Annotated in this window: 22 protein-coding genes and 1 tRNA gene; 18 read left to right on the plus strand and 5 right to left on the minus strand. The window is 62.1% G+C overall.

Annotated elements, in window-relative coordinates; genetic code table 11:
* The first annotated feature begins 1 nt into the window (after position 1).
* Genes miaB through dapF form a run of 3 tightly spaced genes read left to right on the plus strand, consistent with a single transcriptional unit; the run spans position 2 to position 3343 of the window.
* Positions 2–1543: a tRNA (N6-isopentenyl adenosine(37)-C2)-methylthiotransferase MiaB gene (gene miaB / locus IEW81_RS11630; RefSeq protein ID WP_097061182.1), complete on the plus strand. Its 1542-nt coding sequence runs from the start codon at positions 2–4 to the stop codon at positions 1541–1543.
* Between the two features lie 3 nt (positions 1544–1546).
* Positions 1547–2464 (plus strand): tRNA (adenosine(37)-N6)-dimethylallyltransferase MiaA, encoded by a 918-nt coding sequence (gene miaA, locus IEW81_RS11635; protein WP_097061181.1) that lies wholly within the window; start codon positions 1547–1549, stop codon positions 2462–2464.
* Between the two features lie 3 nt (positions 2465–2467).
* Positions 2468–3343: a diaminopimelate epimerase gene (gene dapF / locus IEW81_RS11640; RefSeq protein ID WP_097061180.1), complete on the plus strand. Its 876-nt coding sequence runs from the start codon at positions 2468–2470 to the stop codon at positions 3341–3343.
* 22 nt (positions 3344–3365) lie between these two features.
* Here dapF and IEW81_RS11645 read toward each other — a convergent pair whose 3' ends face one another.
* Positions 3366–3974, minus strand: a complete 609-nt coding sequence (locus IEW81_RS11645; protein ID WP_097061179.1) for a class I SAM-dependent methyltransferase — start codon at positions 3972–3974, stop codon at positions 3366–3368.
* A 42-nt stretch (positions 3975–4016) separates the two neighbouring features.
* Here IEW81_RS11645 and hflX point away from each other — a divergent pair, with 42 nt between their 5' ends.
* From hflX to metE, 3 genes are all read left to right on the plus strand, one after another.
* The gene (gene hflX, locus IEW81_RS11650) at positions 4017–5534 is read left to right on the plus strand and encodes a GTPase HflX (RefSeq protein ID WP_097061178.1); all 1518 of its coding nucleotides are present in this window, start codon (positions 4017–4019) and stop codon (positions 5532–5534) included.
* Positions 5535–5668: 134 nt separating this feature from the next.
* Positions 5669–6595, plus strand: a complete 927-nt coding sequence (locus IEW81_RS11655; RefSeq protein ID WP_097061177.1) for a methylenetetrahydrofolate reductase — start codon at positions 5669–5671, stop codon at positions 6593–6595.
* Positions 6592–8907, plus strand: a complete 2316-nt coding sequence (gene metE / locus IEW81_RS11660) for a 5-methyltetrahydropteroyltriglutamate--homocysteine S-methyltransferase (protein ID WP_097061176.1) — start codon at positions 6592–6594, stop codon at positions 8905–8907. The genes IEW81_RS11655 and metE overlap by 4 nt, the downstream gene beginning before the upstream one ends.
* 376 nt (positions 8908–9283) lie before the next feature.
* Here the strand turns inward: metE and lexA are convergent, their stop codons facing one another.
* On the minus strand, positions 9284–9976 hold the full coding sequence (lexA, locus tag IEW81_RS11665) for a transcriptional repressor LexA (RefSeq protein WP_097061175.1): 693 nt from the start codon (positions 9974–9976) through the stop codon (positions 9284–9286).
* 276 nt (positions 9977–10252) lie between these two features.
* Between lexA and IEW81_RS11670 the strand changes: the two genes are divergently transcribed.
* From IEW81_RS11670 to IEW81_RS11705, 8 genes are all read left to right on the plus strand, one after another.
* Entirely contained in the window at positions 10253–10639 is a 387-nt protein-coding gene (locus tag IEW81_RS11670; protein WP_097061174.1) for a LysM peptidoglycan-binding domain-containing protein, read from the plus strand.
* A gap of 48 nt (positions 10640–10687) precedes the next feature.
* Positions 10688–11803, plus strand: a complete 1116-nt coding sequence (locus tag IEW81_RS11675; RefSeq protein WP_097061173.1) for a histidinol-phosphate transaminase — start codon at positions 10688–10690, stop codon at positions 11801–11803.
* Positions 11800–12405, plus strand: a complete 606-nt coding sequence (gene hisB, locus IEW81_RS11680) for an imidazoleglycerol-phosphate dehydratase HisB (RefSeq protein ID WP_097061172.1) — start codon at positions 11800–11802, stop codon at positions 12403–12405. The genes IEW81_RS11675 and hisB overlap by 4 nt, the downstream gene beginning before the upstream one ends.
* Positions 12362–13039, plus strand: a complete 678-nt coding sequence (hisH, locus tag IEW81_RS11685) for an imidazole glycerol phosphate synthase subunit HisH (RefSeq protein WP_097061171.1) — start codon at positions 12362–12364, stop codon at positions 13037–13039. Before hisB ends, hisH begins: the two co-directional genes overlap by 44 nt.
* Complete coding sequence (gene priA / locus IEW81_RS11690) at positions 13036–13785, plus strand: bifunctional 1-(5-phosphoribosyl)-5-((5-phosphoribosylamino)methylideneamino)imidazole-4-carboxamide isomerase/phosphoribosylanthranilate isomerase PriA (protein WP_097061170.1); 750 nt, start codon at positions 13036–13038, stop codon at positions 13783–13785. Before hisH ends, priA begins: the two co-directional genes overlap by 4 nt.
* Positions 13786–13789: 4 nt before the next feature.
* Entirely contained in the window at positions 13790–14539 is a 750-nt protein-coding gene (locus IEW81_RS11695; protein WP_097061169.1) for an SseB family protein, read from the plus strand.
* Between the two features lie 209 nt (positions 14540–14748).
* A complete protein-coding gene (locus tag IEW81_RS11700) occupies positions 14749–15024 on the plus strand; it encodes a hypothetical protein (protein ID WP_143544700.1) in 276 nt (91 codons plus the stop codon).
* Positions 15025–15067: 43 nt separating this feature from the next.
* Positions 15068–15141: transfer RNA gene (locus IEW81_RS11705), tRNA-Pro, on the plus strand.
* A 337-nt stretch (positions 15142–15478) separates the two neighbouring features.
* Here the strand turns inward: IEW81_RS11705 and IEW81_RS11710 are convergent.
* Together IEW81_RS11710 and IEW81_RS11715 are read right to left on the minus strand one after the other, a co-directional pair.
* Positions 15479–17386 (minus strand): UvrD-helicase domain-containing protein, encoded by a 1908-nt coding sequence (locus IEW81_RS11710; protein WP_097061167.1) that lies wholly within the window; start codon positions 17384–17386, stop codon positions 15479–15481.
* Complete coding sequence (locus IEW81_RS11715; RefSeq protein ID WP_097061166.1) at positions 17383–19326, minus strand: ATP-dependent nuclease; 1944 nt, start codon at positions 19324–19326, stop codon at positions 17383–17385. The genes IEW81_RS11710 and IEW81_RS11715 overlap by 4 nt, the downstream gene beginning before the upstream one ends.
* 211 nt (positions 19327–19537) lie before the next feature.
* On the opposite strand from IEW81_RS11715, the gene IEW81_RS11720 reads away from it, so the two are divergent.
* Both IEW81_RS11720 and IEW81_RS11725 read left to right on the plus strand, forming a co-directional pair.
* Positions 19538–19843 (plus strand): hypothetical protein, encoded by a 306-nt coding sequence (locus tag IEW81_RS11720; RefSeq protein ID WP_097061165.1) that lies wholly within the window; start codon positions 19538–19540, stop codon positions 19841–19843.
* A 24-nt stretch (positions 19844–19867) separates the two neighbouring features.
* A complete protein-coding gene (locus IEW81_RS11725; protein WP_143544699.1) occupies positions 19868–20680 on the plus strand; it encodes a hypothetical protein in 813 nt (270 codons plus the stop codon).
* Between the two features lie 467 nt (positions 20681–21147).
* On the opposite strand, the gene IEW81_RS11730 is transcribed toward IEW81_RS11725, so the two are convergent.
* Positions 21148–22035: a TIGR02391 family protein gene (locus IEW81_RS11730; protein ID WP_097061163.1), complete on the minus strand. Its 888-nt coding sequence runs from the start codon at positions 22033–22035 to the stop codon at positions 21148–21150.
* A gap of 18 nt (positions 22036–22053) precedes the next feature.
* On the opposite strand from IEW81_RS11730, the gene IEW81_RS11735 reads away from it, so the two are divergent.
* Together IEW81_RS11735 and IEW81_RS11740 are read left to right on the plus strand one after the other, a co-directional pair.
* Positions 22054–23397, plus strand: a complete 1344-nt coding sequence (locus IEW81_RS11735; protein WP_097061162.1) for a HEPN/Toprim-associated domain-containing protein — start codon at positions 22054–22056, stop codon at positions 23395–23397.
* Positions 23398–23750: 353 nt separating this feature from the next.
* A complete protein-coding gene (locus IEW81_RS11740; protein WP_097061161.1) occupies positions 23751–25070 on the plus strand; it encodes a PIN domain-containing protein in 1320 nt (439 codons plus the stop codon).
* Positions 25071–25269 lie beyond the last annotated feature (199 nt).

Consider the following 25269-nt stretch of genomic DNA (forward strand, 5'->3'; position numbering starts at 1 on the left):
CATGACTGAGCAGGCATTGGCACCCCGCACCTACGAGGTGCGAACATACGGCTGCCAGATGAATGTGCATGACTCCGAACGGCTGAGTGGGTCACTCGATGCGGCCGGCTACGCCCGGGCCACAGACGGCCAGGCCGACGTGGTCGTCATCAACACGTGCGCCGTGAGAGAAAACGCCGATAACAAGCTTTACGGCAACCTCGGCATGCTTGCGAGTGTCAAGCGGCAGCATGAGGGCATGCAGATCGCAGTAGGTGGATGCCTGGCCCAGAAAGACAAATCAACCATCCTCAAAAAAGCCCCGTGGGTCGATGTCGTCTTCGGCACGCACAACATGGGATCGTTGCCAGCGCTGCTGGAGCGTGCGCGACACAACGGAGAAGCGCAACTCGAGATTCTCGAATCGCTGGAGGTCTTCCCGTCGACACTCCCCACCCGGCGAGAATCGACTCACAGCGCCTGGGTGTCCATCTCGGTCGGATGCAACAACACGTGCACCTTTTGCATTGTCCCGGCGCTGCGTGGCAAGGAGAAAGACCGCAGGCCTGGCGACGTGCTGGCCGAGATCCAGGCCATAGTCGACGATGGGGCCATCGAGGTCACGCTGCTTGGCCAGAACGTCAACTCGTACGGCGTCGAGTTCGGTGATCGTGCAGCGTTCGGCAAGCTGCTCCGTGCCGCCGGGCGTATCGACGGTCTCGAGCGCATTCGATTCACCAGCCCCCACCCCGCAGCCTTCACCGACGACGTGATCGATGCCATGGCCGAGACGCCGACGGTCATGCCGCAGCTTCACATGCCGCTGCAATCGGGCTCAGACCGGATTCTCAAAGCAATGCGACGCTCATATCGGTCAGAAAAGTTCCTGGGGATCCTCGACAGGGTGAGGGAGAAGATCCCGCACGCGGCCATCAGTACCGACATCATCGTCGGGTTCCCCGGAGAGACCGAAGAAGATTTCCAGGAGACGATCCGGGTCGTCGAAGAGGCAAGGTTCGCCTCGGCCTACACGTTCCAGTATTCGATCCGTGAAGGAACGCCTGCGGCGACGATGGAGGACCAGGTTCCGAAAGCGATCGTTCAGGAGCGGTTCGAGCGGCTGGCCGCGCTGCAGGATCACATCAGTCGCGAAGAGAACCAGAAGCAGGTCGGGCGTCGGGTCGAGGTGCTTGTGACGGCAACGGAAGGCCGCAAGCAGAGCGAGACCCACAGGCTGTCCGGGCGTGCCGAAGACTCGAGGCTCGTGCACTTCGAGGTGCCATCGGGCAGCATCATCCCCAGGCCGGGTGACGTTGTTTCCGTCGAGATCACGCAGGCCTCCACGTTCCATCTGGTCGCAGACTCGATCGGCGGCGCCCCGTTAGCAGTGCGACGCACGACTGCCGGCGACGCGTGGGATCGAGCCGAGGCCGCATCCTGCGCTGTCCCGGCGACAACGAGCGCTGAGCCTGGCCGAGTGTCGCTGGGGTTACCGTCGCTGAGGGTTGGCCCCTCCGCCCTCGACAGCGGTCGAATCTATGACGACGCAGACGGGCTGCGCTAGAACGTGCCGCAGCTTGTGGTCATCGTCGGAGCGACGGGCACGGGCAAGTCCGAGCTGTCGCTGCGACTCGCATCGGAGCTTGCGAGGGAGGGCCGCACCGCCGAGATCGTCAATGCCGATGCCATGCAGCTATACCGGGGCATGGATATCGGCACGGCGAAATTGGCGCTCTCCGATCGACGCGGCATTGCACACCACATGCTCGACGTGCTCCACGCCACGGAGGAAGCCAGCGTCGCGGACTACCAGGAGAATGCGCGAGCGCATATCGAGGCTATCGAAGCGCGTGGCGCGACGCCGATCCTCGTCGGCGGGTCCGGGTTGTACGTCTCGAGCGTGATCCAGGATTTCCGCTTCCCCGGTACTGACCCCGTGATCAGGGAGCGACTCGAGGCAGAGTTGATCCGGGTAGGCCCCGGGATGCTGCACACTCGACTGAGACAACTCGACGAGGGCGCGGCGACAGCGATCGGTGCCCACAACGGTCGAAGGCTGGTGCGGGCCCTCGAAGTGATCGAGATGACAGGGCAGCCCTTCGGTTCGGGACTTCCCGAAAACGCGGATCCATGGCGGGACGCCACGATCCTCGCCCTGAGAGCTCCCAGGGACGAGCTTGTCGCGCGCCTCGACGCCAGGGTCGACTCGATGTGGGCAGACGGGATCCTCGACGAGGCCGGAGCGCTGCGATCGACCGGGCTGGGTGTCACGGCGGCGCGGGCGATCGGTTATGCGCAGGCCCTGGCCCAGCTCGACGGCCTCCTGACGCGGGCCGAGGCCATCGACCAGACGGCGTCGCTGACCCGGCGTTACGCCCGCCGACAGGTGAGCTGGTTTCGCCGGTACGGCAGTGCGCACTGGCTCGACTATGACGACCCGGCCAGGCACTCGACGGCCCTGTCGCTCGTGATGGGGGAGAATTGACCCATGGCGACACTGCACTTCACCAAAGGCCACGGCACGGGTAACGATTTCGTGTTGTTCGCTGACCCGGAGGGCAACACCAACCTCACCGACGCCCAGGTCGCCGCGATCTGCGATCGCCATTTCGGCGTCGGCGCCGACGGAATCCTTCGGGCTGTGCTTTCTCGCAACCTGCCGGAAGGCGAGTCGGCCCTCGCGGAAGATCCTGATGCCGAGTGGTTCATGGACTACCGCAACGCGGACGGCTCGATTGCTGAGATGTGTGGCAACGGCATCCGGGTGTTCAGTCGCTTCCTGATCGACAATGCCCTCGCCCGGCTCGAGCCCGGTGAGACCCTGCCCATCGGCACCAGAAGTGGCGTACGAGACGTGCAGCGGAACGCCACAGGTTTCCAGGCCGACCTCGGGCGCTGGCGTCTCGACGGAGGTGAGCCACTCGTGCGAGCGAAAGAGTTGTCAGTGGCACGCCCCGGGCTCGGCATCAACGTCGGCAACCCCCATATCGTGGTGGCGCTGGCGAGCATCGATGAGCTGGAATCGGCCGACCTGACCTACATCCCGGTGCTCGATCCGGAACCAGCCGACGGCGCGAACATCGAGTTCGTCGTGGCTGGCGAACCGATGGTGAAGGATGGCGTCGGTCACATCCGGATGCGTGTGCACGAGCGCGGCAGCGGCGAGACCCTGTCGTGCGGAACCGGTGCTGTAGCCGCAGCTCTCGCAACTCGTCACTGGGCCGGTACGGGAGCGCCCCACCAGTGGAGAGTGGATATTGCTGGCGGAACGGTGGGCGTGCGCATGTTCCCCACCGAAGACGGCGAGCACGTGTCGCTGAGCGGTCCGGCCGAACTCGTGTTCGTGGGTGAGCTCGAGGTCTGATCTCGAGCTCGCTGGTCAGGCCTTAATGACGTCGGGCCCGCAGCACCCGGTAGCCCTTATTCGTCGTGGCGCGTACGAAGCTGAAATCGTCGGGAAAGTTCGACTGCAGCCAGCGGTGAAGGGAATCGGATCCGAGGTTTCTCTGCACGACCAGCCATGCGTCGCACTCGGTTTCGAGCCGAGGCAGCCAGTGTCCGAGCATCCCGTGCAGCTCGTTCTTGCCGACCCGGATCGGCGGATTCGACCAAATGGTCATGAATCTGACGTCATCGGGAACATTCTCAGGGGTAACTGCTTTAATGTTCTTCATGGACATTTTTTCCGCGTTCGCCCGCACGAGATCCAGTGCGCGCTCGTTGACGTCCACGGCCCACACCGTCGCATGAGGTGATTCAAGCGCGAGAGTCAGGGCGACAGGGCCCCAGCCACACCCGAGATCGAGCAGGTTGCCACCCGGTGGTGGCGCGGGAACGCTGGAGAGCAAAACCTGCGTTCCTGTGTCGATGCGTTCGGGGCTGAAAACGCCGTTGGCTGTGACCAACTCCACGTCCCGACCCCCAAGCCGTGCGCGAATCGTACGGGATTTGAGCTCGCTTCCCGGTGTAGGGGAGAAGTAATGCTCACTGGCCATGCAGAGAAACTTACCGAAGACTACGAAAGTAGGGTTAACCCAATGATTGAATCTCAGAGAAACGAGACCGAGGGCAATGGCGCCGACGCGGTCGAACGAGTGCTTGCAGCCGGGGCACACACGGCCGGATACACGCTGTTCGGCTCGGGCAACGCGCAGGCGCTCCAGTCAGACAACCACTACGAAGGCGACCGGGACGGCGACCAGTTCGATCGCGAAGACCGCCAGGCGCTGCGACGTGTTTCCGGATTGTCGACCGAGCTCCAGGATGTCACGGAGGTCGAGTACCGCCAGCTTCGCATCGAGAACGTGGTGCTGATCGGTATCTACAACCAAGGAAACCTCCAGGAGGCGGAGAACTCGCTGCGCGAGCTGTTTGCGCTGGCGGAGACCGCCGGCGCCGTGGTGCTCGACGGCCTGCTGCAGAAGCGCGCGAATCCCGACCCCAGCACCTTCTTCGGCAAAGGGAAAGCGCAGGAACTGCGTGGTGTCGTCGCCGCCACCGGCGCTGACACCGTGATCGCTGACACTGAGTTGGCGCCCAGCCAGCGTCGAGCCCTCGAGGACATCGTGGGCGTGAAGGTCATCGACCGCACCGCTGTCATCCTCGACATCTTCAGCCAGCACGCGAGCAGCCGTGAGGGTAAGGCACAGGTCGAACTCGCGCAGCTCGAGTACCTCCTCCCGCGCCTTCGCGGATGGGGTGAGTCGATGTCGCGCCAGGCCGGTGGCCAGGTAGGTGGAGCCGGGGCCGGTATGGGCAGCCGTGGGCCGGGTGAGACGAAGATCGAACTCGACCGTCGCCGCATCCACACCCGTATGTCGCGACTGCGCAAGCAGATCAAGGGCTTCGGTCCGGCCCGTGAGGCGAAGCGTGCGAACCGAAACAGGTTCGAAGTTCCGAGCGTCGCGATCACTGGCTACACCAACGCGGGCAAATCCAGCCTGCTGAACAGGATCACCCGAGCCGGCGTGCTGGTCGAAAACGCCCTTTTCGCCACCCTCGATGCGACCGTGCGGAAGTCGACCACCACAGACGGACGCCTCTACACCCTGAGTGACACGGTTGGATTCGTCAGGAATCTCCCACCGCAGCTCGTCGAGGCGTTCCGTTCCACCCTCGAGGAGGTCGGGCAGTCGGACGTGATCGTGCACGTCGTGGATGCATCGCACCCCGACCCTGGCGCACAGCTGGCGACGGTTCGCGGCGTGATCGGCGATGTCGGAGCCAGGGATATTCCGGAGATCGTGGTCTTCAACAAGAGCGATCTTGCCGACGACGACCAGCGACTGCTGATCAGGGGGCTCGAACCGACAGGGATCTTCGTGTCGGCGCGGACAGGCGAGGGTGTGGATGAACTGCTCGCGCGGATCGCCGAGCTGCTGCCCGCCCCCGAGGTCGAACTCACCATGCTCGTGCCTTACGACCGCGGCGATGTCATCTCGCGGCTTCACGTGCAGGGTCGCGTTCTCAGCACCGATTACGAGGAGGGCGGCACCCTCGTGAAGGCCCTGGTGCACCCCGCCAGGGTGGCCGAGCTGCAGGAGTTCATCGCCTGATCGCTCGTCGTAACACGACGACATTGCGCGGCCGTGGTGCCTAGACTGTTAACGGTTCGGGCACCACGCCCGGCGCGAGCGACAGCCGAGCCCGGCACCCGCCCACTCGGAGCAACATGACCGGAGGGGATTGAGTGCCTACATTTTCTTTCGAGCTCTACCCGCCCCGCTCGGCACGGTCAGAGGCTGCGCTTTACGCGAGCCTGCCCGACCTGGTGGCTGCCGGTCCGGAATTCATCTCAGTCACCTACGGTGCGAACGGCTCTTCACGCGAGCCGTCGCTCGATGTGCTGGGGCATATCCTCCAGGGCACGAACGTGCAGGCGATGGCCCATCTGACCTGTGTCGGGTCTTCCTACGCGCAGGCGAGTGAACTGATCCGCCAGTTCCTCGACGCTGGCGTGACCAGCTTCCTGGCGCTGAGAGGAGACCCGCCCGAGGGGTCGGTCGAGGCCGACAGCTTCCTCGGCGACCTCGGCAGCGCCGGCGAGCTGGTGCAGCTCATCCATCGGGTGCAGTCTGAGCGGGAGCAGTTCGCCTTCCTCGAGGTGCCAGGATTCCCCGCAGCACGTCGCATCACTAGGGGCCGCAAGGTCACGATTGCCGTGGCCGCCTTTCCCAATGGCCACCCGCGGTCGCGATCCATCTCCCAGGATTTGGATACCCTCCTCGCGAAGGAGGCAGCCGGAGCGAACCTGGCCATCACCCAACTGGTCTTCCACGCCGATGACTTCCTCGGGTTCGTCGACAAGGCGCGCGAGGCTGGCGTGACCATGCGCATACTGCCGGGAATCATGCCCGTGCTGAGCCCCCAGCGTCTGAAGCGCATCATCGAACTGACGGGGGAAGCTACGCCGGTGGAGCTCGAGCGCCGACTCCTCGCCGCATCAGACGAAGCGGAACACCACCGCATCGGGATCGACCACGCAGTGGCACTCGGCCAGGAGGTCATCGCTGGCGGAGCAACCGGACTTCACCTGTATACATTCAACCAGCACGAGCCCGTGCTCGCGGTTCTCCGCGGCGCAGGGCTGCTCGATCGACAGAAGGAACACGTATGACTACATCCCCCGCATTCCCCATCGGCACTATCCTCGGCTACCCGAGGATCGGACGTCGTCGCGAGCTCAAGAAGGCCGTCGAGTCGTTCTGGGCAGGAAAAATCTCTGTCGAGGAGTTGGAGGCGACCGCGGCCGAGCTTCGCAGGGTCACTCGCGAGCGGCTGCTCTCGCTCGGCCTCGGCCGCGCCGACTCATCCATCCCCGAGGCATTCTCTTACTACGACCAGGTGCTCGACGCTGCAGTCACGGTCGGGGCGATCCCCACGAGATTCGAACGCCTCGTCAAGGAGGACGGCACCATCGACCTCGCCGGATACTTCACCATCGCCCGCGGTGAGGGCGCAGACACCCCGGCCGAGATGACGAAGTGGTTCGACAGCAACTATCACTACCTCGTGCCCGAGATCGGCCCCGAGACGAAGCTGCACCTTGCATCGGATCGCCTCGTTCGCGAGGTCGCCGAAGCCACCGCCAGCGGCTTCCGCACGCGCCCCGTGATCGTCGGCCCTGTCACGCTCCTGCTTCTCAGCAAGCCCTCTGAGGGTGCTCCTGACGGCTTCCAGCCGCTCGACCGCCTCGACGACCTTCTTCCCGTCTATGCGGAGTTGCTCGCTGCGCTCACCGCTGTCGGTGCGGAATGGGTGCAACTGGATGAGCCTGCACTGGTGAGCGAGAGCATCGAGGTTGATCGTGCGGTCGTCCTGGCGGCGACGAAGCGCGCATACGACCTGCTCGGGGGTGCGGTGATCCGCCCCAGCGTCTTCGTGTCGGCGCCCTATGGATCCCTTGATGACGCTCTCCCTGTGCTCGTCGACACGCCGGTCGAAGCGATCGGCATCGACCTCGTGAAGGGTGATCTGCCCAGCGGCATCTCCACGACCAAGGTGCTCGTCGGTGGAGTCGTCGATGGCCACAACATCTGGCGCGGCGACCTCGAGGCTGCTCTTTCATCGCTCGAGTCACTGCGCGGCCTGTCCCCGAACGTGACTGTTTCCAGCTCCATCAGCCTGTTCCACACTCCGCATGACGTGGAGGATGAACCCCTGCTCGACGACCAGTTGAAGTCGTGGCTGGCCTTTGCCGACCAGAAGGTCGGGCAGGTTGCCACCCTCGCGAAGGGGCTGGTCGAGGGCAAGAGCGCGATCCGGGCAGAACTCGATGCGGCATCCGCTGCCCTGGCCGACAGGCATCAGGCCGCAGGTGTGCGCGATGGTGCAGTGCGTGCCCGTACCGGGAGCCTGACCGAGGCCGATTTCTCTCGCGGCGAGTACGGCGCGCGACTGTCTGCCCAGGATGCCGCACTGCAGCTGCCTTTCCTGCCGACGACCACGATCGGCTCGTTCCCGCAGACGGGTGACATCCGCAGGCAGCGCGCCGCCCTCGTGTCGGGTGCGATCACGGATGATGTGTACAAGCAGGCCATGCGAGACGAGATCAGGCGAGTCGTAGACCTGCAGGAAGAGATCGGCCTCGACGTGATCGTGCACGGTGAGCCCGAGCGAAACGACATGGTGCAGTATTTCGCCGAAAACCTCGACGGGTTCGCTGTAACCCAGAACGGTTGGGTGCAGTCGTATGGTTCGCGGTGTACACGCCCGTCGATTCTGTGGGGCGACGTCTCACGACCGGCACCGATCACTGTCGAATGGTCGACCTACACGCAGTCGCTCACAGAGAAGCCGGTCAAAGGCATGCTGACCGGACCGGTGACGATCCTCGCCTGGTCGTTTGTGCGTGATGACCAACCGTTGCGCGAGACGGCCAACCAGGTCGCCCTCGCCCTGCGCGATGAGATCAAAGATCTCGAGAGCGCCGGGATCGGAATTATCCAGGTGGATGAGCCCGCCCTGCGTGAACTCCTGCCGCTGAAGAAGAAAGACCATGACGATTATCTCGACTGGTCTGTCGGGTCGTTCCGCCTCGCGACGGCCGGGGTGGCCGACCGCACCCAGATCCACACGCACCTCTGCTATTCGGAATTCGGCGTGGTGATCGATGCCATCAACAGGTTGGATGCGGACGTCACCTCCATCGAGGCGGCTCGTTCGAAGATGGAGGTCGTCCCGGACATCCAGTCCAGCGGATTCGGTCGCGGAATTGGGCCCGGGGTCTACGACATCCACTCACCGCGGGTCCCTTCGGTCGATGAGGTGAGCGAGCTCATCGAGATCGCACTCGGCTCAATCCCTGAGCGCCAGGTCTGGATTAACCCGGACTGCGGCCTCAAAACCCGAGGATACGACGAGACTGTCGAATCGTTGAAGAACATACTCACCGCGACGCGGGCCGCACGGTCACGGTCCCGGGCATAGCCAGACGGGGCGTCGCGGGCTGTGCGAACGAGGGCGTGGAGCGCAATTCACGCCGACTGCCGCGCTGACGTCGAGGGACCATCTAACCCGTCGGTGACAGGCACGGTTACCGCAATGGCGGTTCCGTGCCTGTCTTCCGCGTGCACGTAGGAGTCGCAGCGGTGTGGCGGCTAATGCAATGGGACGGCGCCTGGTTCATCAGTGCCACCAATGGTGTGGACGATCGACGCAGGGGCCGTGTCTGAGCCCTCCATGTCACGGGCGTCAGCAGGGTGGTGCTGGATGCGCTCTCAAGTGTGACAGGACTCGTTGTCCCGATGAGCCTGGCGTGGGCCGAGAGTTGTCGACTACGCACTGCGCGTCGAGCTGCTGCTATCTAGAGCGAACGCAGCACCGTCACGACTTTGCCGAGCACCTGGGCGTGATCGCCCAGAATCGGCTCGAAATTCGAGTTACGGGGGAGCAGCCAGGTGTGGCCATCCCGTTGGCGGAAGACCTTCACCGTCGCTTCGTCGTCGAGCATCGCCGCGACGATATCGCCGTTCTCTGCTGTGTTCTGCTGGCGCACGACAACCCAGTCACCGTCGCAGATAGCGGCATCGATCATTGACTCGCCGACGACCTTGAGCATGAACAATTCGCCCTTGCCGGTCAGCTGGCGGGGGAGGGGGAACACTTCGTCGATGTGCTGCTCCGCGGTGATCGGGATTCCGGCGGCGATTCGGCCGACGAGCGGAACCATGACGGCGTCACCGATAGAGACAGAGTTCTCGGGAGCAACGTCCCCACCCTCAAGTGAGGGGAGGTCGATCAGCACTTCCATCGCCCGCGGACGATTAGGGTCGCGGCGAAGGTACCCGCTCAACTCGAGCTGGTTGAGCTGGTGGGTGACACTAGACAGCGACGCGAGCCCGACAGCGTCACCGATCTCGCGCATGCTCGGCGGGTATCCGCGGCCCGAGACCGAGCGCTGGATGACGTCGAGGATGGCGAGCTGCTTGTCGCTCAGGCTCTTCCGCCGGCGAGTGCCGCCGCTGCTTTTCTCGGAGCTGCGTGTGTCGGCGCTCATCGTCTCTCCTTTTCGGGGACCTGCCGACTGAATGTCGGTGGCTCATTCGAAACTGTATCCGCTGTGACCCCTAAAACAAACACCTGTTCTAGTGTTTTGCCTCAAATATCAGTGACATATTCGAATATTTACTTGATATGGGTCGAATTCGAATGTATGTTCGGAATAGATCTTCTAGCACAGCATGGCCCGACAGCTCACCAGCAGCAGATCAAGCGCTTCGTATCCGGCACTCCCGGCCGAGTGCCGGATACGAAATTTTGTAAGGAGTACACGATGAGCACCACAGGCGTAATCGGCACGGGCTTTCACGGCACAGGTTTCTACAACGCATCTTCGAAGAATGCGGCGCCACGGCTTCGCATCACCCAGCGCGGTCGTTCGCTCCTGGTGGCTGTTGTTGCCGCCCCACTTGTGATCGCGGCGATGGTCTTCGCTCTGAACGGCGGTGAGGCTACTGCGTCGCTGGGTGGCTCAGACATGCCTTTCCAATACGTGACGGTGTCGTCGGGAGAGACCCTGTGGCAGCTTGCTGGGGAGCTTGCACCCACGGCCGATCCTCGCCAGGTCATCGACCAGATCGTGCAGCTCAACCAGTTGACGTCCTCAGACGTGTTCGCCGGCCAGGAGCTTGCTATCCCCGGAGAGTACGCACACCAGTAAGCAGTGCGCCCAGAGGTAAGGGTGCTCGAGGGGTCATAGGCTTGACGGGTGACCAGCCTCTCCGACCTCCCGATCCGCGACGACCTGCGGGGGCTTAGCGCATACGGCGCTCCCCAGGAGAACGTCCCGATCCAATTGAACGTCAACGAGAACACGCATGCGATTCCCGAAGATGTTGCAACTGACATCGTCAGGGCCTTGGCTGTTGCCGTGATGGGTGTGAACCGGTACCCGGACCGAGAGTTCACAGAGCTGCGGGACGCTTTGGCGACCTATCTCGGGCACGGCCTCACGCGAGACAACATCTGGGCAGCGAACGGGTCGAACGAGGTGCTGCAGCAAACGCTGCAGGCCTTCGGTGGGCCGGGACGCAGCGTGCTCGGCTTCCCTCCCACGTACTCGATGCATTCGATCATCGCCAACGCCACCGGCACCCGCTGGGTGACGGCGGAACGTGACTCCGGATACGCGATCTCGCCCGAGACGGTGGTCGCCGCAATCCAGCGGGAGCAGCCCGACGTAGTGTTCCTGTGTTCGCCCAACAATCCCACGGGAACCGCGCTCGGGATCGAGACCATCGCCGCTGCGTATGACGCGTTCCCGGGCATCCTGCTCGTGGATGAGGCGTATGCGGAGTTCGCCGAAGGGGACACGGCGTTGAGCCTGCTCGAGGGACGGCCGAGGCTGCTGGTCTCCCGCACGATGAGCAAAGCCTTCGCATTCGCGGGTGCCCGGCTCGGGTATTTGGCGGCCGATCCGGCGGTCACCGACGCTCTCAGGCTCGTGAGACTTCCGTATCACCTGTCTGCTCTCACCCAGGCTGCATCGGTCGCCGCCCTCTCGCACGCCCCCGCGATGCTCGCCATGGTCGACGACATCAAAGCCCAGCGCGACAGAATCATCGCGGCGCTCCCCGGCCTCGGCTACACCCCGTTGCCGAGCGAGTCGAACTTCGTGATGTTCGGGGGAGTCGCCGACCCGAACGCGACGTTCGAGGCACTGTTCGAGCAGGGCGTCCTTATTCGGGACGTCGGAATTCCGCACCATCTGAGGGTGTCCGCCGGGACCGAACAGGAGACCGGGATCTTCCTCGATGCGCTGACCAGCCTCGTGGGGCACTCGACGCAGCTGCCATCCGGCTCGATCGGTAAGATCAAAGAATGACTGCACACCGCACGGCCAGCCTGAGCAGGTCGACGAGTGAATCCAGTATCGAGCTGAGCATCGATCTCGACGGCACCGGCACATCGTCCATCAACTCCGGCGTGCCGTTTTTCGATCACATGCTGACCGCGCTGTCGAAGCACTCCCTCATCGATCTGGATGTCACAGCCACCGGCGACACGCACATCGACGTGCACCACTCGGTCGAAGACATCGGCATCACCTTTGGTATCGCACTGAAGCAGGCGCTCGGCGACAAGGCGGGCATCTCGCGCTTCGGCGACGCGCTCGTGCCGCTCGATGAAGCCCTCGTGCAGGCTGTCGTCGACGTATCAGGGCGCCCCTACCTCGTGCACACCGGTGAGCCTGTCGGTTTCGAGCATCACCTGATCGGCGGACACTTCACGGGCTCGATGGTGCGGCACGTGTTCGAGGCGATTGCGTTCAACGCCGGCCTGACGGTGCACATCACGGTGCTCGGCGGGCGCGACCCCCACCACATTGCCGAAGCCGAGTTCAAAGCGTTTGCGCGGGCGCTGCGCATCGCTATCGAGCCGGATGCCCGTGTCAGCGGCATCCCGTCAACCAAGGGTGCGCTCTGAGGTGATCAATCCTTCCGTCGTCATCCTCGACTATGGCTCCGGTAACGTCCATTCGGCTGCCAAGGCGCTCGAACTGGCCGGAGCCCGGGTCGTCCTGAGCGCGGACCGCTCGGTGGCAGAAGCCGCTGATGGGCTCGTGGTGCCCGGCGTCGGAGCCTTCGAGGCCGTAGCGCGCCAGCTCGCCTCCGTGCGAGGCGGTGCCATTGTCGAGAAGCGGCTCACCGGCAGCCGACCTGTTCTGGGCATCTGTGTGGGGATGCAGGTGCTGTTCGAGCACGGTGTCGAACGCGGCAACGACACCCCCGGTCTCGGTGAGTGGCCCGGGGTGGTGACAGAGCTGGATGCCCCGATCCTGCCTCATATGGGCTGGAACACCGTCGAGACGCCCGAAGACACGCACCTGTTCGCCGGAATCCGGGACGAACGCTTCTACTTCGTGCACTCCTATGCCGCCCAGGAGTGGACGCTCGAAGTGCACGACCCGTTCCCGCAACCCAAGATCACCTGGGCCCGTCACGGCGGCCGATTCATCGCCGCTGTGGAGAACGGCCCGCTGACCGCAACCCAGTTTCACCCGGAGAAATCCGGGGACGCCGGAATCCGACTTCTGAAGAATTGGCTGGAAACCCTATGAGTGAGTTCGCAAAGAGCCCGGAGCTGATTCTGCTGCCGGCTGTCGATGTCGCTGGAGGTAAGGCCGTGCGACTGACCCAGGGTGAGGCCGGCAGTGAGACCAGCTATGGCAGCCCAGTCGATGCGGCACAGGAGTGGGTCGACCAGGGCGCCGAATGGATCCACCTCGTCGATCTCGATGCCGCGTTCGGTCGCGGCGACAACCACGCGGTGATCCGCAAGGTCATCAAGAACACGCCACGCACTGTCAACATCGAGTTGTCGGGTGGCATCAGGGACGACGCGAGTCTCGAAGCGGCCCTCGCGACGGGCGCCAAGCGCATCAACCTCGGTACGGCGGCTCTCGAGAACCCGGAGTGGGCCGCCCATGTCATCGCAGAATACGGTGAGGCTATCGCTGTCGGCCTGGATGTGCGGGGGACGACCCTCGCAGCTCGCGGTTGGACACAGGAGGGCGGCGACCTCTGGACGGTGTTCGACCGTCTCGAGGAGGCTGGCTGCTGCCGGTACGTGCTGACCGATGTGACGAAGGACGGAACCCTGAAGGGCCCGAACCTCGAGCTGCTTCGTGAGGTCGCCGACCGCACAGATCGCCCGGTGATCGCCTCCGGCGGCATCGCTACGCTGGACGATATCGTCGAGCTTCGTGCGCTCGTGCCTCACGGCGTCGAAGGTGCGATTGTGGGCAAGGCGCTCTACGCAAAGGCATTCACCCTCGCTCAGGCGATCGACGTCGCATCCAACTAGTCCCATGAGCGATTCGGCTGGTGTGCCGTGGGCTGGCCGAAGTTTTGGCCACAGCTCTGGTTCTGACGACGACGGTTCTGCGCCGGAGCTTCTCGTGGAGGCTATCCGTCGCTTTCGTGCCGGGGAGGTGGGGGAGGCCGATGTCGTGGATGCCCTTCGGGACTCGCGATTGCTGATCCCGCTGGTCGCCGTCGCGGGGGAGCTGGGCACCAACGATCACGGTCTCGCCATCGACAAGAGCCAGGAGCTGTCGATCGTGACGGTGATGGGCCCTGACGGCCGCAGTGTGCTGCCGGCGTTCACCTCCGTCGCGGCAATGACGGCGTGGAACCCGAAAGCGCGGCCCGTGCCAGCCACGGCGTTGCGGGTGGCGCTGGCGGCGGCGAGTGAGAACACGGATCTCGTCGTGCTCGACCCGACGAGCGTCACCGAGTTCGCCTTGCGACGTCCGGCTCTCTGGGCGCTCGTCCAAACGCAGCCATGGCTTCCCAGCTACCTCGATACCGAGGTGCTGTCGGCATTCATGGATGCCGCCGAGCTCGAGCCCGCGGTGGCAGCGGTGCAGCTCGCCCCCGGTGACCCGGGCGCGAGGCTGGCCGGGCCGGAGCTGATCGTGCAGTTGTCACTCCAGCCGGGGCTGGATCAGCGGGCCCTCGACGATGTGGTCATCCGCCTCCAACAGCGCTGGGCCGAGAACGCCCTCATCGCTGCGCGGGTGGATTCCCTCGCCCTCCAACTGGTCAGCCTGCGCTAGGGCGCTTAGCGGCCCACGGGCGCACGTCGCGCCATCGGAGGCACCTGGCTGCGGCACAGAGAAACCCGCAACGTTACTTGTAGTCGTGACGACTCCGATGGCGTGCAAGGCGATGAAGAGGGCTGTTCCCGCCACGTCGGCGAGCTGATCCATGGTGCAGGCGTGCGGTACGGGTGTCGAGCCGCCGCATCAGGAAGCCGGTGGTCGCGATGACAACCGACATCGTCAGCTACCCCGATAACCGTCTCATTCGGGATAATGACGTGCGTCGCAACCAGCATCAGGTTGATGACGATCCGGGTGTGCCTGCTGTATCGGGAGCAGTGTCGGCTGTGATGTTCTCGGTAGTGATGGAGCTGTCGATCAGAAAAATCCTGCCGACGAACTCGGGACGTGTCGCGCGCATCCCGGCCGGCCCCGAAGTTTACGTTGTGGACATTGTTTTTTATGGGCAGACCATCTCATCACCACCAGGCGCCGGATGAATTTCTCAGGGCGCCAGAACAGGCTAAGCTTCTCAAGTTGTCGCGGGCTGTAGCGCAGCTTGGTAGCGCACCTGACTGGGGGTCAGGGGGTCGCAGGTTCAAATCCTGTCAGCCCGACAATGTGCCCCGGATTTCTGCGGAAGTTCGGGGCTTTTTCTTTGGGCTTTTCAGGGGCGGACTAAAAAACCAACATAAAACCAACACTTTGAATTCCCGGTCCTGCGAAGTCGTGAGCTTTATCAAACTTCGCGATGATCTTGTCACGCACGCTATGAGCAATCACCCGATTTCAGCAGCGCCGGAATCCTTTCGCAGAGCGATTCCTTGGGCTCATAACCCAGAGGTCGCAGGTTCAAATCCTGTCACCGCAACCAGTAAGTAGAAAGGCCCCGCTTTGCGCGGGGCCTTTCTACTTACTGGTTGCGTCTCTGACTACATGTCCAGAGCGCTCAGGCTACGACGATGCAAAGGTCTGGGGGCTCGACTCGAGTACCCCGGCCTCATGAAGGAGCTCGTAGAACCTTCCCGTGTTGGTTCCCCCGGCGTAATTAGTCGCTCGGCTGATGATGAGGCGCTGTTTTGCGCGGGATAGCGCGACGAAGAATGCTGACGTTGTCTCTTGCGCTTCACGCGCGTAGGACCACCACTGATTGTCGTCTAGTCCCAAGACGAAGACGGTGTGGTACTCCAAGCCTTTGCTGCGGTGAATCGTCATTAGTGAGACCGCGTCTTCGGCGGAAATTGCGATGAGGAGTTCCTGCCAACTCGAGGTTGCGCCTACTACCGCGTCAGCACGCTCGGCAAGGCCAGCCATTACTTCACTAAGCGTCTCGGAGCCAAACTGCCCCGAGAACTGGGACTCGAGTGCCGATCTCCCGAGTGTGTCGATGGAGCGATCAAAGAAGACCTGACCCGAGACTGAGCCGAGAGGGTTTGCGGCCATCCAGGCACGCATGTCCGATGTCGCCGATGAAAGTAGATCCGCCGCCCGCCGAATTGCGATGTCTTCATGGCTTGGGGCGATGACTGGCACCAACGTATCGAGTGTCTCGGTCCACAGCGCCCCGTTGCCATTCGGCTCAATTGACAAGCGAAGAAATGCAAGAGCGAGGACTGTTGCTTCGTGCTTCAGTATGTCCTGCAACGCAATTCGCGCGTACCGGGCGTCGTCATTTCGAAGTGCGATTCCATGCGCCGACAGAGCAGTTGTCAGATCCGATTCAAAGGCCACAATCTTCTGTTTGGCGAGGAGGGAGAAGTCGCTTGCTTTACGACCAGACGCGATGATGTCGGACTTGATCCACGCGGCGATTTGCATGGCTTGCGTTCGCTCGTCCTGGAAACTCCAGATTGTCGCTGCCACGCCCGCGTCCGCTCGAGCTTGTGAAATCGCGGCAGGTATGCCTGGCTCAATCTCGCTCGCGACTCGGTGCTGAAGGTGAACCAGATCGGGTGACGATCGGAAGTTACTCAAGAGGTCATGGTGGGAGGCATTGAACACGCTCTCGAATCGGACCATTGCGTCATCCACAGCGCCGGCGAAACGCATGATCCTCTGCTTTCGATCCCCGACCGCTGTGACGCGTGTCGCTTGTCCGGCAAAGAGCGACTCAAGGAACGTGATCTGCGCGCCCGTCGTGTCTTGAAACTCGTCGATGAACACAAAGGGGTAAGTGGTTCGGAGTGCTCGAGCGATGGAGGGATTTCGCCGAACGAGCACCTCTGCTAAACGATTGAGCATCGTGAAATCGACTCGGGGGCGTTGCGGTGATTCCACATGTCTGTCCCACCAGGCCTGGATTGGATAGTCGGCGGAATCTTGGTCGAAGCCGTTTATTGGGAGCGGGAAGACGCCTAAATTGTCCATGAGGAAGCGACCTCCGAGCCCAAAGAAGGCCATCTGTCGATCCGACGGCGCAGCGGCCTGCAGCTCTGCCAAGACGTTCCCGATCTCGGTAGCGGTCCAGAATGTCAGGTCATAGCCATTCGGCTGCATTCTCCATGCGGGCGGGAGCGCGGTTCCGAAACGGTCGACTAAGCCCTTTGTGAACGCGTCGAAGGTCAGGGATACGAAGCGTCCGTTGTGCTGGGGAACCCGTTCCTCAACGCGTCTCGCGAGATTCTTCGCAGCGTCCCGTTTGAAAGAGATAGCGAGAATGCTCGATGGCTGAGAGCATTCCCCAGTCTGGAGGAGGTACGCGGCCTTCTGCGCGAGAAACTCGGTCTTACCCGACCCGGGACCAGCCGCAACATAGACGTTGCCTGGTGCGCGGAGGGCATCCATGGCTGCCTGCTCGAGGCGAGCGACTCCGGTCGGTGTCCACAGCTCGGGCGAGACTAAACGCAATGTTGACCCGGTCATGGTTGCACTGCGCTACGAACTCTTTCGACGAGCTCCAGGAGCGACGGGGGCGCTTGATCGAAGTCGGCATGAGGGATCCTGCTCATGGCCTTGATGTGCGTACCGGGCTTGGAACGGTTCGTAAACAGGTAGCGGTACCAACGGAGATCATCAAGTTTGCGTTCTCTGTCGTCATCAGCAACTGGGCGCCAGTGCCAGTCGGTGTTCGAGGCCTGACCGGAGCCGAGCACCGCGTCAAAAGGGTCTGCCGTGCCCGGGCCGCGCTCTCCCGGTTCGAGCACCTTGTAGGCGTCGGGGAACTTGTTGAGAAGCGACATATCAAGGTCCAACGCAACCGAGAAGAAGACACCCAAACGTTTCAAGGCCTCAATGATCGCGACAAGCTGGATGATGTCGCTATTCAGTTCGTCGGTGATGTCATCAGACGACGACAGGTCGGGGAGGTTCACAAGAGCGTCGACTTGCAGCGCTTCGAGATTCTTGACCGCGGTGCGTAGGCGGCCCGCACCGCCTCCGGCTCGTCCGAGGTCGAGGTCGAGCAGTGTTGCGTGCGGTATGCCCAGATCGTTAAGGAGTCGCCAAAAATGGTGGGTGTGGCGCCCACCCAGTGGGACCATGGCGATGAAGGCTGGATCAAAATCGACTCCAATCGCACGCGCGATGATGGGAAGGACGATTTCTTCTGAAGCACCTTCGCCCAAGACGACATACTTTGCGAAATAGATCTCAGGGTGAGCTTGGACCGCTTCTCGAAGGTACGTCGCGGCGTCGTCAGCGGCGACCGGAAGAGTCAGCGCGCGAACTCTTGCCGAGCCGCCGTCAGTCCGAAAGTGGCGAACCTTTGCTGGGTCGACCCGCGTAAGGGCGGCGGCTGAATGACTCGAGATAACAACCTGCCCTCGAGCTGACTGACCTAGCTCAAGCAGTTCTTGAACGATGCGCGATAGATAGAACGGAGCGAGACTATTCTCTGGTTCTTCGACCAAAACGATTGTGAGCGCTGGAAGGTATGCGCTTTCTGCATCGAACGGCAGCTGTGATCCGGGCGCTCCTACACTCGCTTCCAGCTCGAGCGCTGACGAAACCAATGACAGGTGTAACAAGGACCGTTGCCCATCGGAGAGCGCAGTTGCCGGCCTCGATGCAGTGGTGTGGTCAGGGGAGAACGTGAGTTCCGTGTTGCGTAAGAACTGCTCAAAGTCCGGCGCGATTGGCCTGAATCTCGGTTGCGAGTGAACTCCCGAGCCATGCAGGGACGCCCATCGACGGGTTAGTGCATTCTCGATCTCCTGCAGAGGCGGCTCCGCGTGAAATGCCGCGTCTAGATCCGTCGACGCGGCAGATACTTTCTCCCGCAACGCCTCCGACCACCTGGCCGCGTTCCAGAGCCGTCCGCGAAGGAAAGATGCGAATTGCCTTGCACCGTCTCGAGCTGCCGGCACGTAGATCACCTGGACGCGTGATCGTTCGGAAGCTAGTAGGACATGAGAATGAGTGGCATCAAAGGGTCCGCGTAGCACGGAAACTGCGAGTATCCGCGTTTCAATCGCTCCATCAACTGTCCCGTCTTGCGTCCAGGTCGATTGCAACACCACGCGGCACTTCAGGTGTCCGTCTTCTTCGGCGGCCATCCGACGAAAGAATTCCGGCACGCCAACAGCTTGAGCGTCACTATCAAGCTCCCGAAATGAGAGCATCACCTCGAGTTGGAGCTCACGCGTTGTGGCCTCCTCGTCACCTTCAGCGACATGGAAGTCGTCCACGCGCACCGTCCGCTCGTCATTGGTGACCCCAAAGACGCGCTGTAGTGCGCGGCAGGCGGACGTTTTTCCGGTCCCGTTGGTGCCGATCAGGGCAGTGAGATCTGTCGCTAGCGCGATTGTCACGGGCTCGGGACCAAACGCTTGAAAATTACGCAGAGTGACCGACTCAATACGCATTGACCCCCCAAACGTGATTAGAACTCTGTACGAGCGAAGTCTGACATCCCGACAGTACTGAGTGGATCACATTTGGCTCGTAAAAGTTTCTAGAAGGCCGATCCGATGGCTTTTCAGTCTCGACTGAGTCCCCGACTGAACTGCACTGCGGGCCGACGTACTCACACGAGAAGGCGCACGCGATCTTGTCGCATTGGGTACGCTCGGCGTCATGTCGGAAATCGCGGGATCAGCTCCATCGCGGCCAAGGATTCGCTGGTGGCTAGCTGGTCTTCTGACTGTTGAGGGCCTCGCCGTTATTGCCGCGGGATACGTTTTCGCTCGAGGCTTCATTGTCACCGATGCGATCGATCAGAACTACGCCTCAGGCGTAGCAGTCAATATCGGAACTTCTCTCCTGCTCGCTGCGGCTCTCGTGCTGTTTGAGCGCGCACTGGTAACGACGGCGGAACGAGCCGCGGAGAGGGCCGCCGGTCCGATTCGCGCGGAGGCCGCAGCGGCCCGAGCCGAAAGCTAGTCGGTGCGACAGGAGAACGCTCAGTTGACCGAACGCACGGCAGTCCTCGAGAGCCGACTTCTCGATCTGGATGAACAACTTCGAGCCCGCGCGAACGCGGAGACGCAAGATCGGGCCCGCAGTTTTGCAGCCTTGACCGACACGATTGACCGTCGCACAATCTTGGATGTTATGGACGCGGCGAGTGGCATAAACGCGCTCGACCGCCACTCTTGGACCGGAAGGAGCGGACGAATAACCGTACCTGCGGGCGAGGGGTTTGACGCTCCGCGCATTGCGATCGAGTACGCGATGTTCGACGAGGACAACTGGAACAGCGAGGACGTGCCGCTCCTTCGTCTGAGCGTCATAGGGATGGAGGACGAAAGCGTCGTCTGGGACGAGGATGATGATGCCGTCCAGGTCTTTGCGGAGATTCGGCAGATGATGATTCGTCGCGGAGAGGCGAGACGAACTGGTCCTCTTTCGCCGATGGCGTTTTTCAAAAACTTTAGTGAAGCCACACAGGAAGCGACCTGGAGTCGAAGCGGAAGCCCCGAGGGGTGGGTGACCGATACCCCCGTGCTCGAAATGGTGGAAGAAGACTGGATGATCACGAATAATGGAATCGAAGTCCGTGACCTCGGGATCGTGATCAGGCGAGATCAATACCCGCATAATGTGCCAGGGCAAGAACGGACCGGATACAGCGTGGGCAGTGCGCCGGATCACCTAGACAGCTCGACTTGGGAGTGCTGCGGAAAGGGGACGTTCTTATTTCACCGGCCCGGTCTCAAACGCGCTTTGGGGAAACTATTCATCCGAATCACCATTCTGAGTTTCGCAAAGTACTTTTGAGCTCCGTTTGATGGACGGTGCGCGTGCGCCGTGCTCATATTCACGAGTCCTGAGGTCCGAAAGTATGTTCGAGTATCAAAAGGATAAACCTGTCTCCCGCGATACGCCAAGAGGTACCTGTTGGGCACGAACAAGCGCTGCGCCGACGCCATCGATAAGCGAATGTCCGTCAACACCGACGCGATCATGCGTGACCGACAGCCGGCAAGCTTGACCAAGAGTGAGCTAAAACTCGACCGGCTGCCTTTGAAGCGCACGCCCGTTCCCATCGCTGCTCGGGCCTGGATCCACTACGACACGATCGCGCTCCGACTGCTCTTTGGTGGGCGTTCGTGCCCGAGTTGCGCTTCCGCGGGGCGCTTTTTGGCGATGCGATCATCTTGGGGCAGCCCGACTCGGACGGCAATAGCACGGACGTTCCCACGGCGATGGGTGCACTGATTCGGATGTGGCTCGGGTAGTGGCCGCTACGCGCGCGCGTCGTCACTGTCCGCTGCGGCGGCGGCTCGGTTGGCGACTTCTCTGTCGATGACTCGGAGAAGTAGATCGGCCAGGTGCACGATGTCTGCAGCTTCATCCGGGTCGCTGTACTCGACCGTGCGGTGAGAGCTCGGGTTCTTGAATGCTGTCACAGCCCCGAGGAACAGTTGAAGAAATCCTTCCTGCTCCGCGGGGGTTTCTGCAGAGATGACGAAAGAGCCCGTGCCGAGCCGAAGAGCGTCGGTGACAAGCTGTCGGCCGTACTTGTCGGGTCCGAATCCCGCCGCTTCACGGAGCGCAACCTCGACTTCCTTCATTGCGGCGAAGACTGCTACTTCGTAGTTGCCTCGCTCGAAGTTGTTGAGGGCGGCGTCACGCAGACGTGGATGCAGTCCCTGGCTCAGTTTGCGTCGGGCTTCGACATGGAGCGACGTTCCTGCTTCTAGTGCGGAACGACCGGCGTTGCTAATCGTCCATTCAGATCCCGCACCTGAGCTCCACGCAGCTGGGCCAAGCAATCCGCCGGCGATGAGCCAACTCATGCCTTCGCTGATCACGGAGGGAATCAGGGAACCTAGCTGGTGCAACGGCCGGCCGGCCACCCTGGGCTGGCTGGAATTGACGCTTGCATGCGCGTGTGCGGCCATATTCGGCGCACTCCATGACTCTTTGCCCGACTCGTGCATCGCGCGAAGGATCTCCATCCCGAGTGCCGGCGTGTCTAGATCCACCAACTGCCCTATGGTGAACGCCTTCTGGGCTATGTCGACGCGCACTGCGCGCACCTCGTCCGCGATCTCGTCCATTCGACCATTGTGGGCCACAGGTCGAGCTGCAGCCTCCAGTGCGGAACCCGCGTCGCTCACCGTTGTCATGTTCGCTAGGGTCGGCGAATGGGTTCATGGTGGAATATCGAGATCGGTGGGCGGGCCGCACCCATTTGGGGCAAGAATTACGTTGGTGACGACCTGATGCTGCTGTTCAACGATGATGACTTTCATGTGAGCGCAGCAAAACTGGAAGCGCTGGAAGACGATGAGCCCTCGAGCATCGACACCGATGATCCATCTGCGTCCCGGCGCACGGACTTGATGGGGTATTCATCAAACGCAGGCGCCCTTCGCCAGCGCCTGCAGCTTCAGGGGTTCTCGACGCAATGGGTGCGTCGACTCACCGCCGCCTACTTCGACGATCAAGAGGACGAGTGGCGGGACGAGGGGGGAAACCTTCGGGGGTTGTTTCCCAATGGCGACGCCATTGCGGCGGCACTGGCCACGCGGTCGGGCATGAGGGCGGGCGCGGGCATCCCTCCGGATCGCCGAACTCAACCCAGGGAAGCCTTCTTACATGAAAAATGGGGCGAGCTGCATGAAGCCTTCGACGACCCGAGGTTCGCGCTAGCACTCTCACTGAGCAACGCTCGAAGCGCCACCCGAGTAGAACTCGACCTCACGGACCTTGTGTTGGGAGGGTGGATGGAAGCTTCCGAGACCCCACATCGCGAGGCGCGCCTACGAATGGCAGCCGCTGTCGGGGCAGACGGACCCGTGATCGTGATCACCGAGGGAGCGAGCGACGCCCGGCGCCTCCAGCGTTCGATCGAAATCTCATCGCCGCATGTGGCCCACGTCTTCACATTTCTCGACTTCGACCTCCGCCCCCCAGGCGGTACTGATCGAGTCGTGTCTCTGACCAAAGGCATGGCCGCCGCCGGCGTCATGAACCGTGTCATCGCCGTCCTGGATAACGACACTGCGGGTAGGGACGCCAAAGCTCAGCTCGCTGGCCTTCAACTCCCGCTGCAGGTCGTCGTTATCTGTCTGCCTGAGGTGTCATACGCGAAAAACTATCCGACGCTTGGGCCGACGGGCGACGGCGTCGAGAACGTCAACGGCCGAGCAGTCTCCATGGAGTTCATGTTCGGTGAGAAAGTGCTCCGTGACAACACAGGCTCCCTGGCTCCCGTTCGCTGGCACGCATTCAACGAGCGCATCGGTGAATATCAGGGACATCTCGCACCCGGCCACAAGACCGACGTCAACAACAAGATTGACGCGGCGCTTTCGTCAACAGCGGAGCGCGCTCTCCCGAGCCAAATCGCCGAAGGTTGCGCGCGGCTCGCCGCCGCGCTCATCGGGGCAGCCACTCCGGCACCGCGGATACCCGCGTCGGAAGAATCGGTCCTCAGCGCCACATGGCGACGTAACCCTTTCGCCGAAATGCAATTAGGGGATTGATCATGGACCGTGGCCCAAGCCATTTGGCCATTCTCCCGTTTTTGGCCATCATGAGTCTGCGACTACTCAGTTGACTGCATTTTAATCAGGTTTGGCGGGTCGGAACCGTTTCGGTGCTGACTGGACGTCGTCGGGGTGCTGTTCAGCGCGCGACAAAACATCTTCACGGTTTTCGTGGGGCAGCCTGACTTGGAAGGCAGCAGCACCGACGTTCCCCCAAGCGATCGGCGCTCTTTATCCGGCAGTAGCTCCGGTAATCGGCTTGGCGCGGCCGCATCGTCACATTGCGTCGGGTCGTCCGCGGCTTCTGCCCGCAGAACCACTCAAACGTCTGAATAGACCATCATGGACTCATGATCACCGTCGTCCCGGACTCCAACTCACTCTTCGGGTCCGGGTGGATCTGTTCCGTCCAGGGAGAGAGACTTGCCGATCTCGCCGCAGCGGGCTCATGCCGAGTGGCGCTGCCTGAAGTCGTTCTCGACGAACTCGAGCGGCACGACCGCGAGTCGCTGCGATCAAAGAAAGATAAAGCGAGGGCAGCGCTTAGCGACGTGAGTTCCGCAATCGATCTGGACGAGATCGCGGGAGCTTTCGATAAGCTCCTCGACAAGATCAGCACGAACCGTGGCGCATTGCTCGCGCGTGAAGGTATTACTTCCGCGCCGGTCCCGAAAGACGTCACTCTCTCGCTCGTTGAGCGTGATCTTCGACGGCAGCGTCCCTTCATGGAGACCGACAGCGGCAGGAAGAAGTCCTTCGGTTTCCGCGACGCCGTGATCTGGGAGACGCTCCTGGCAATTCTTGAGTCAGACGACACAGCGGGCTTGGTGTATTTCGTCACACAGGATGCGGGATTCTTAGACAGAGATGCGAGCAATCCGGAGCTTCACCACGACCTGCAGCGGGACCTAGACCAACGCACCATTGACCGTGCTCGTGTCGTAGTTGTCGACTCCCTCTCCGACGTGGTGGAGGCCATCAACACAGCCGTTGCCGAGGACAACGCGCTCGAGGCGGAAGCCGAGGCGGCGACAGCCAAGGTCGCCGTGGCGACCGACGAGGGGGCAGCGCGAGCGGCCGCGACTGTGGCGTCGACTGATGCCGAGGCAGAGCGTGTCGAATTGCTCAAGGAAAAGCAGTCACGGGCCTTCCTGCTTCGTGCGCGCGCTTCAGAGGTCGCGCGTCATGCCGAACTCGTCCGGGTGGCGAGCGACACGCTCGAGTCGCTTGTCAGTGAAGAGATCTCAGAGCAGATGGTCTACGGCGGGGAATACGACTATCCGGCCTTCGTGAACTTTCAAGTGCCAGCGATGGAAAGCGCCACTATCGATGCGATTGACCTCGAGACGGAGTTCGTCTTCGAGGAGACCACTGCAGAGACCGTCACAGGAAGAGCTGATGTCATCGTGTCAATCGAAGGTGCGACCTACAAGAGCGATTACTTCAGCGCAAATCACGACGATCTGGATCTGATCGGCGATCTGAATGATCACTATTTCTCGACCTCGACTTCTGCCCACGTGTCCGCGGTGATCACGATCGACGTCAGTGACGGTCACGGAGAGTTCACGGGCGTAAGCATTGTGCTTGTGGACCGGCCGGACAAGCTGGAACGTGAGCCGCAGGTTGACCCTGAGCATCACGGGCAATCTGACCAGGTTTGGGGCTAGCTATCGGCTGCGATTTCTAACTCGTTTTCCCTCCACCGATTCTCCCTTCATCGACGGGAGGGGGTGATGGTGTCGGCGGAACGTATTTGATCGGCTCCATCCCTCGTTCTCCAACCCGACGAATGATCTGCCGTCGCGCCCTAGAGTGCAGAGATGCCCACCCGATGTTGCCCGCAGCTGCGTTAGTGAAGCAACCCAG

It is taken from the genome of Salinibacterium xinjiangense, from assembly GCF_014645015.1.
Taxonomy (GTDB): domain Bacteria; phylum Actinomycetota; class Actinomycetes; order Actinomycetales; family Microbacteriaceae; genus Rhodoglobus; species Rhodoglobus xinjiangensis.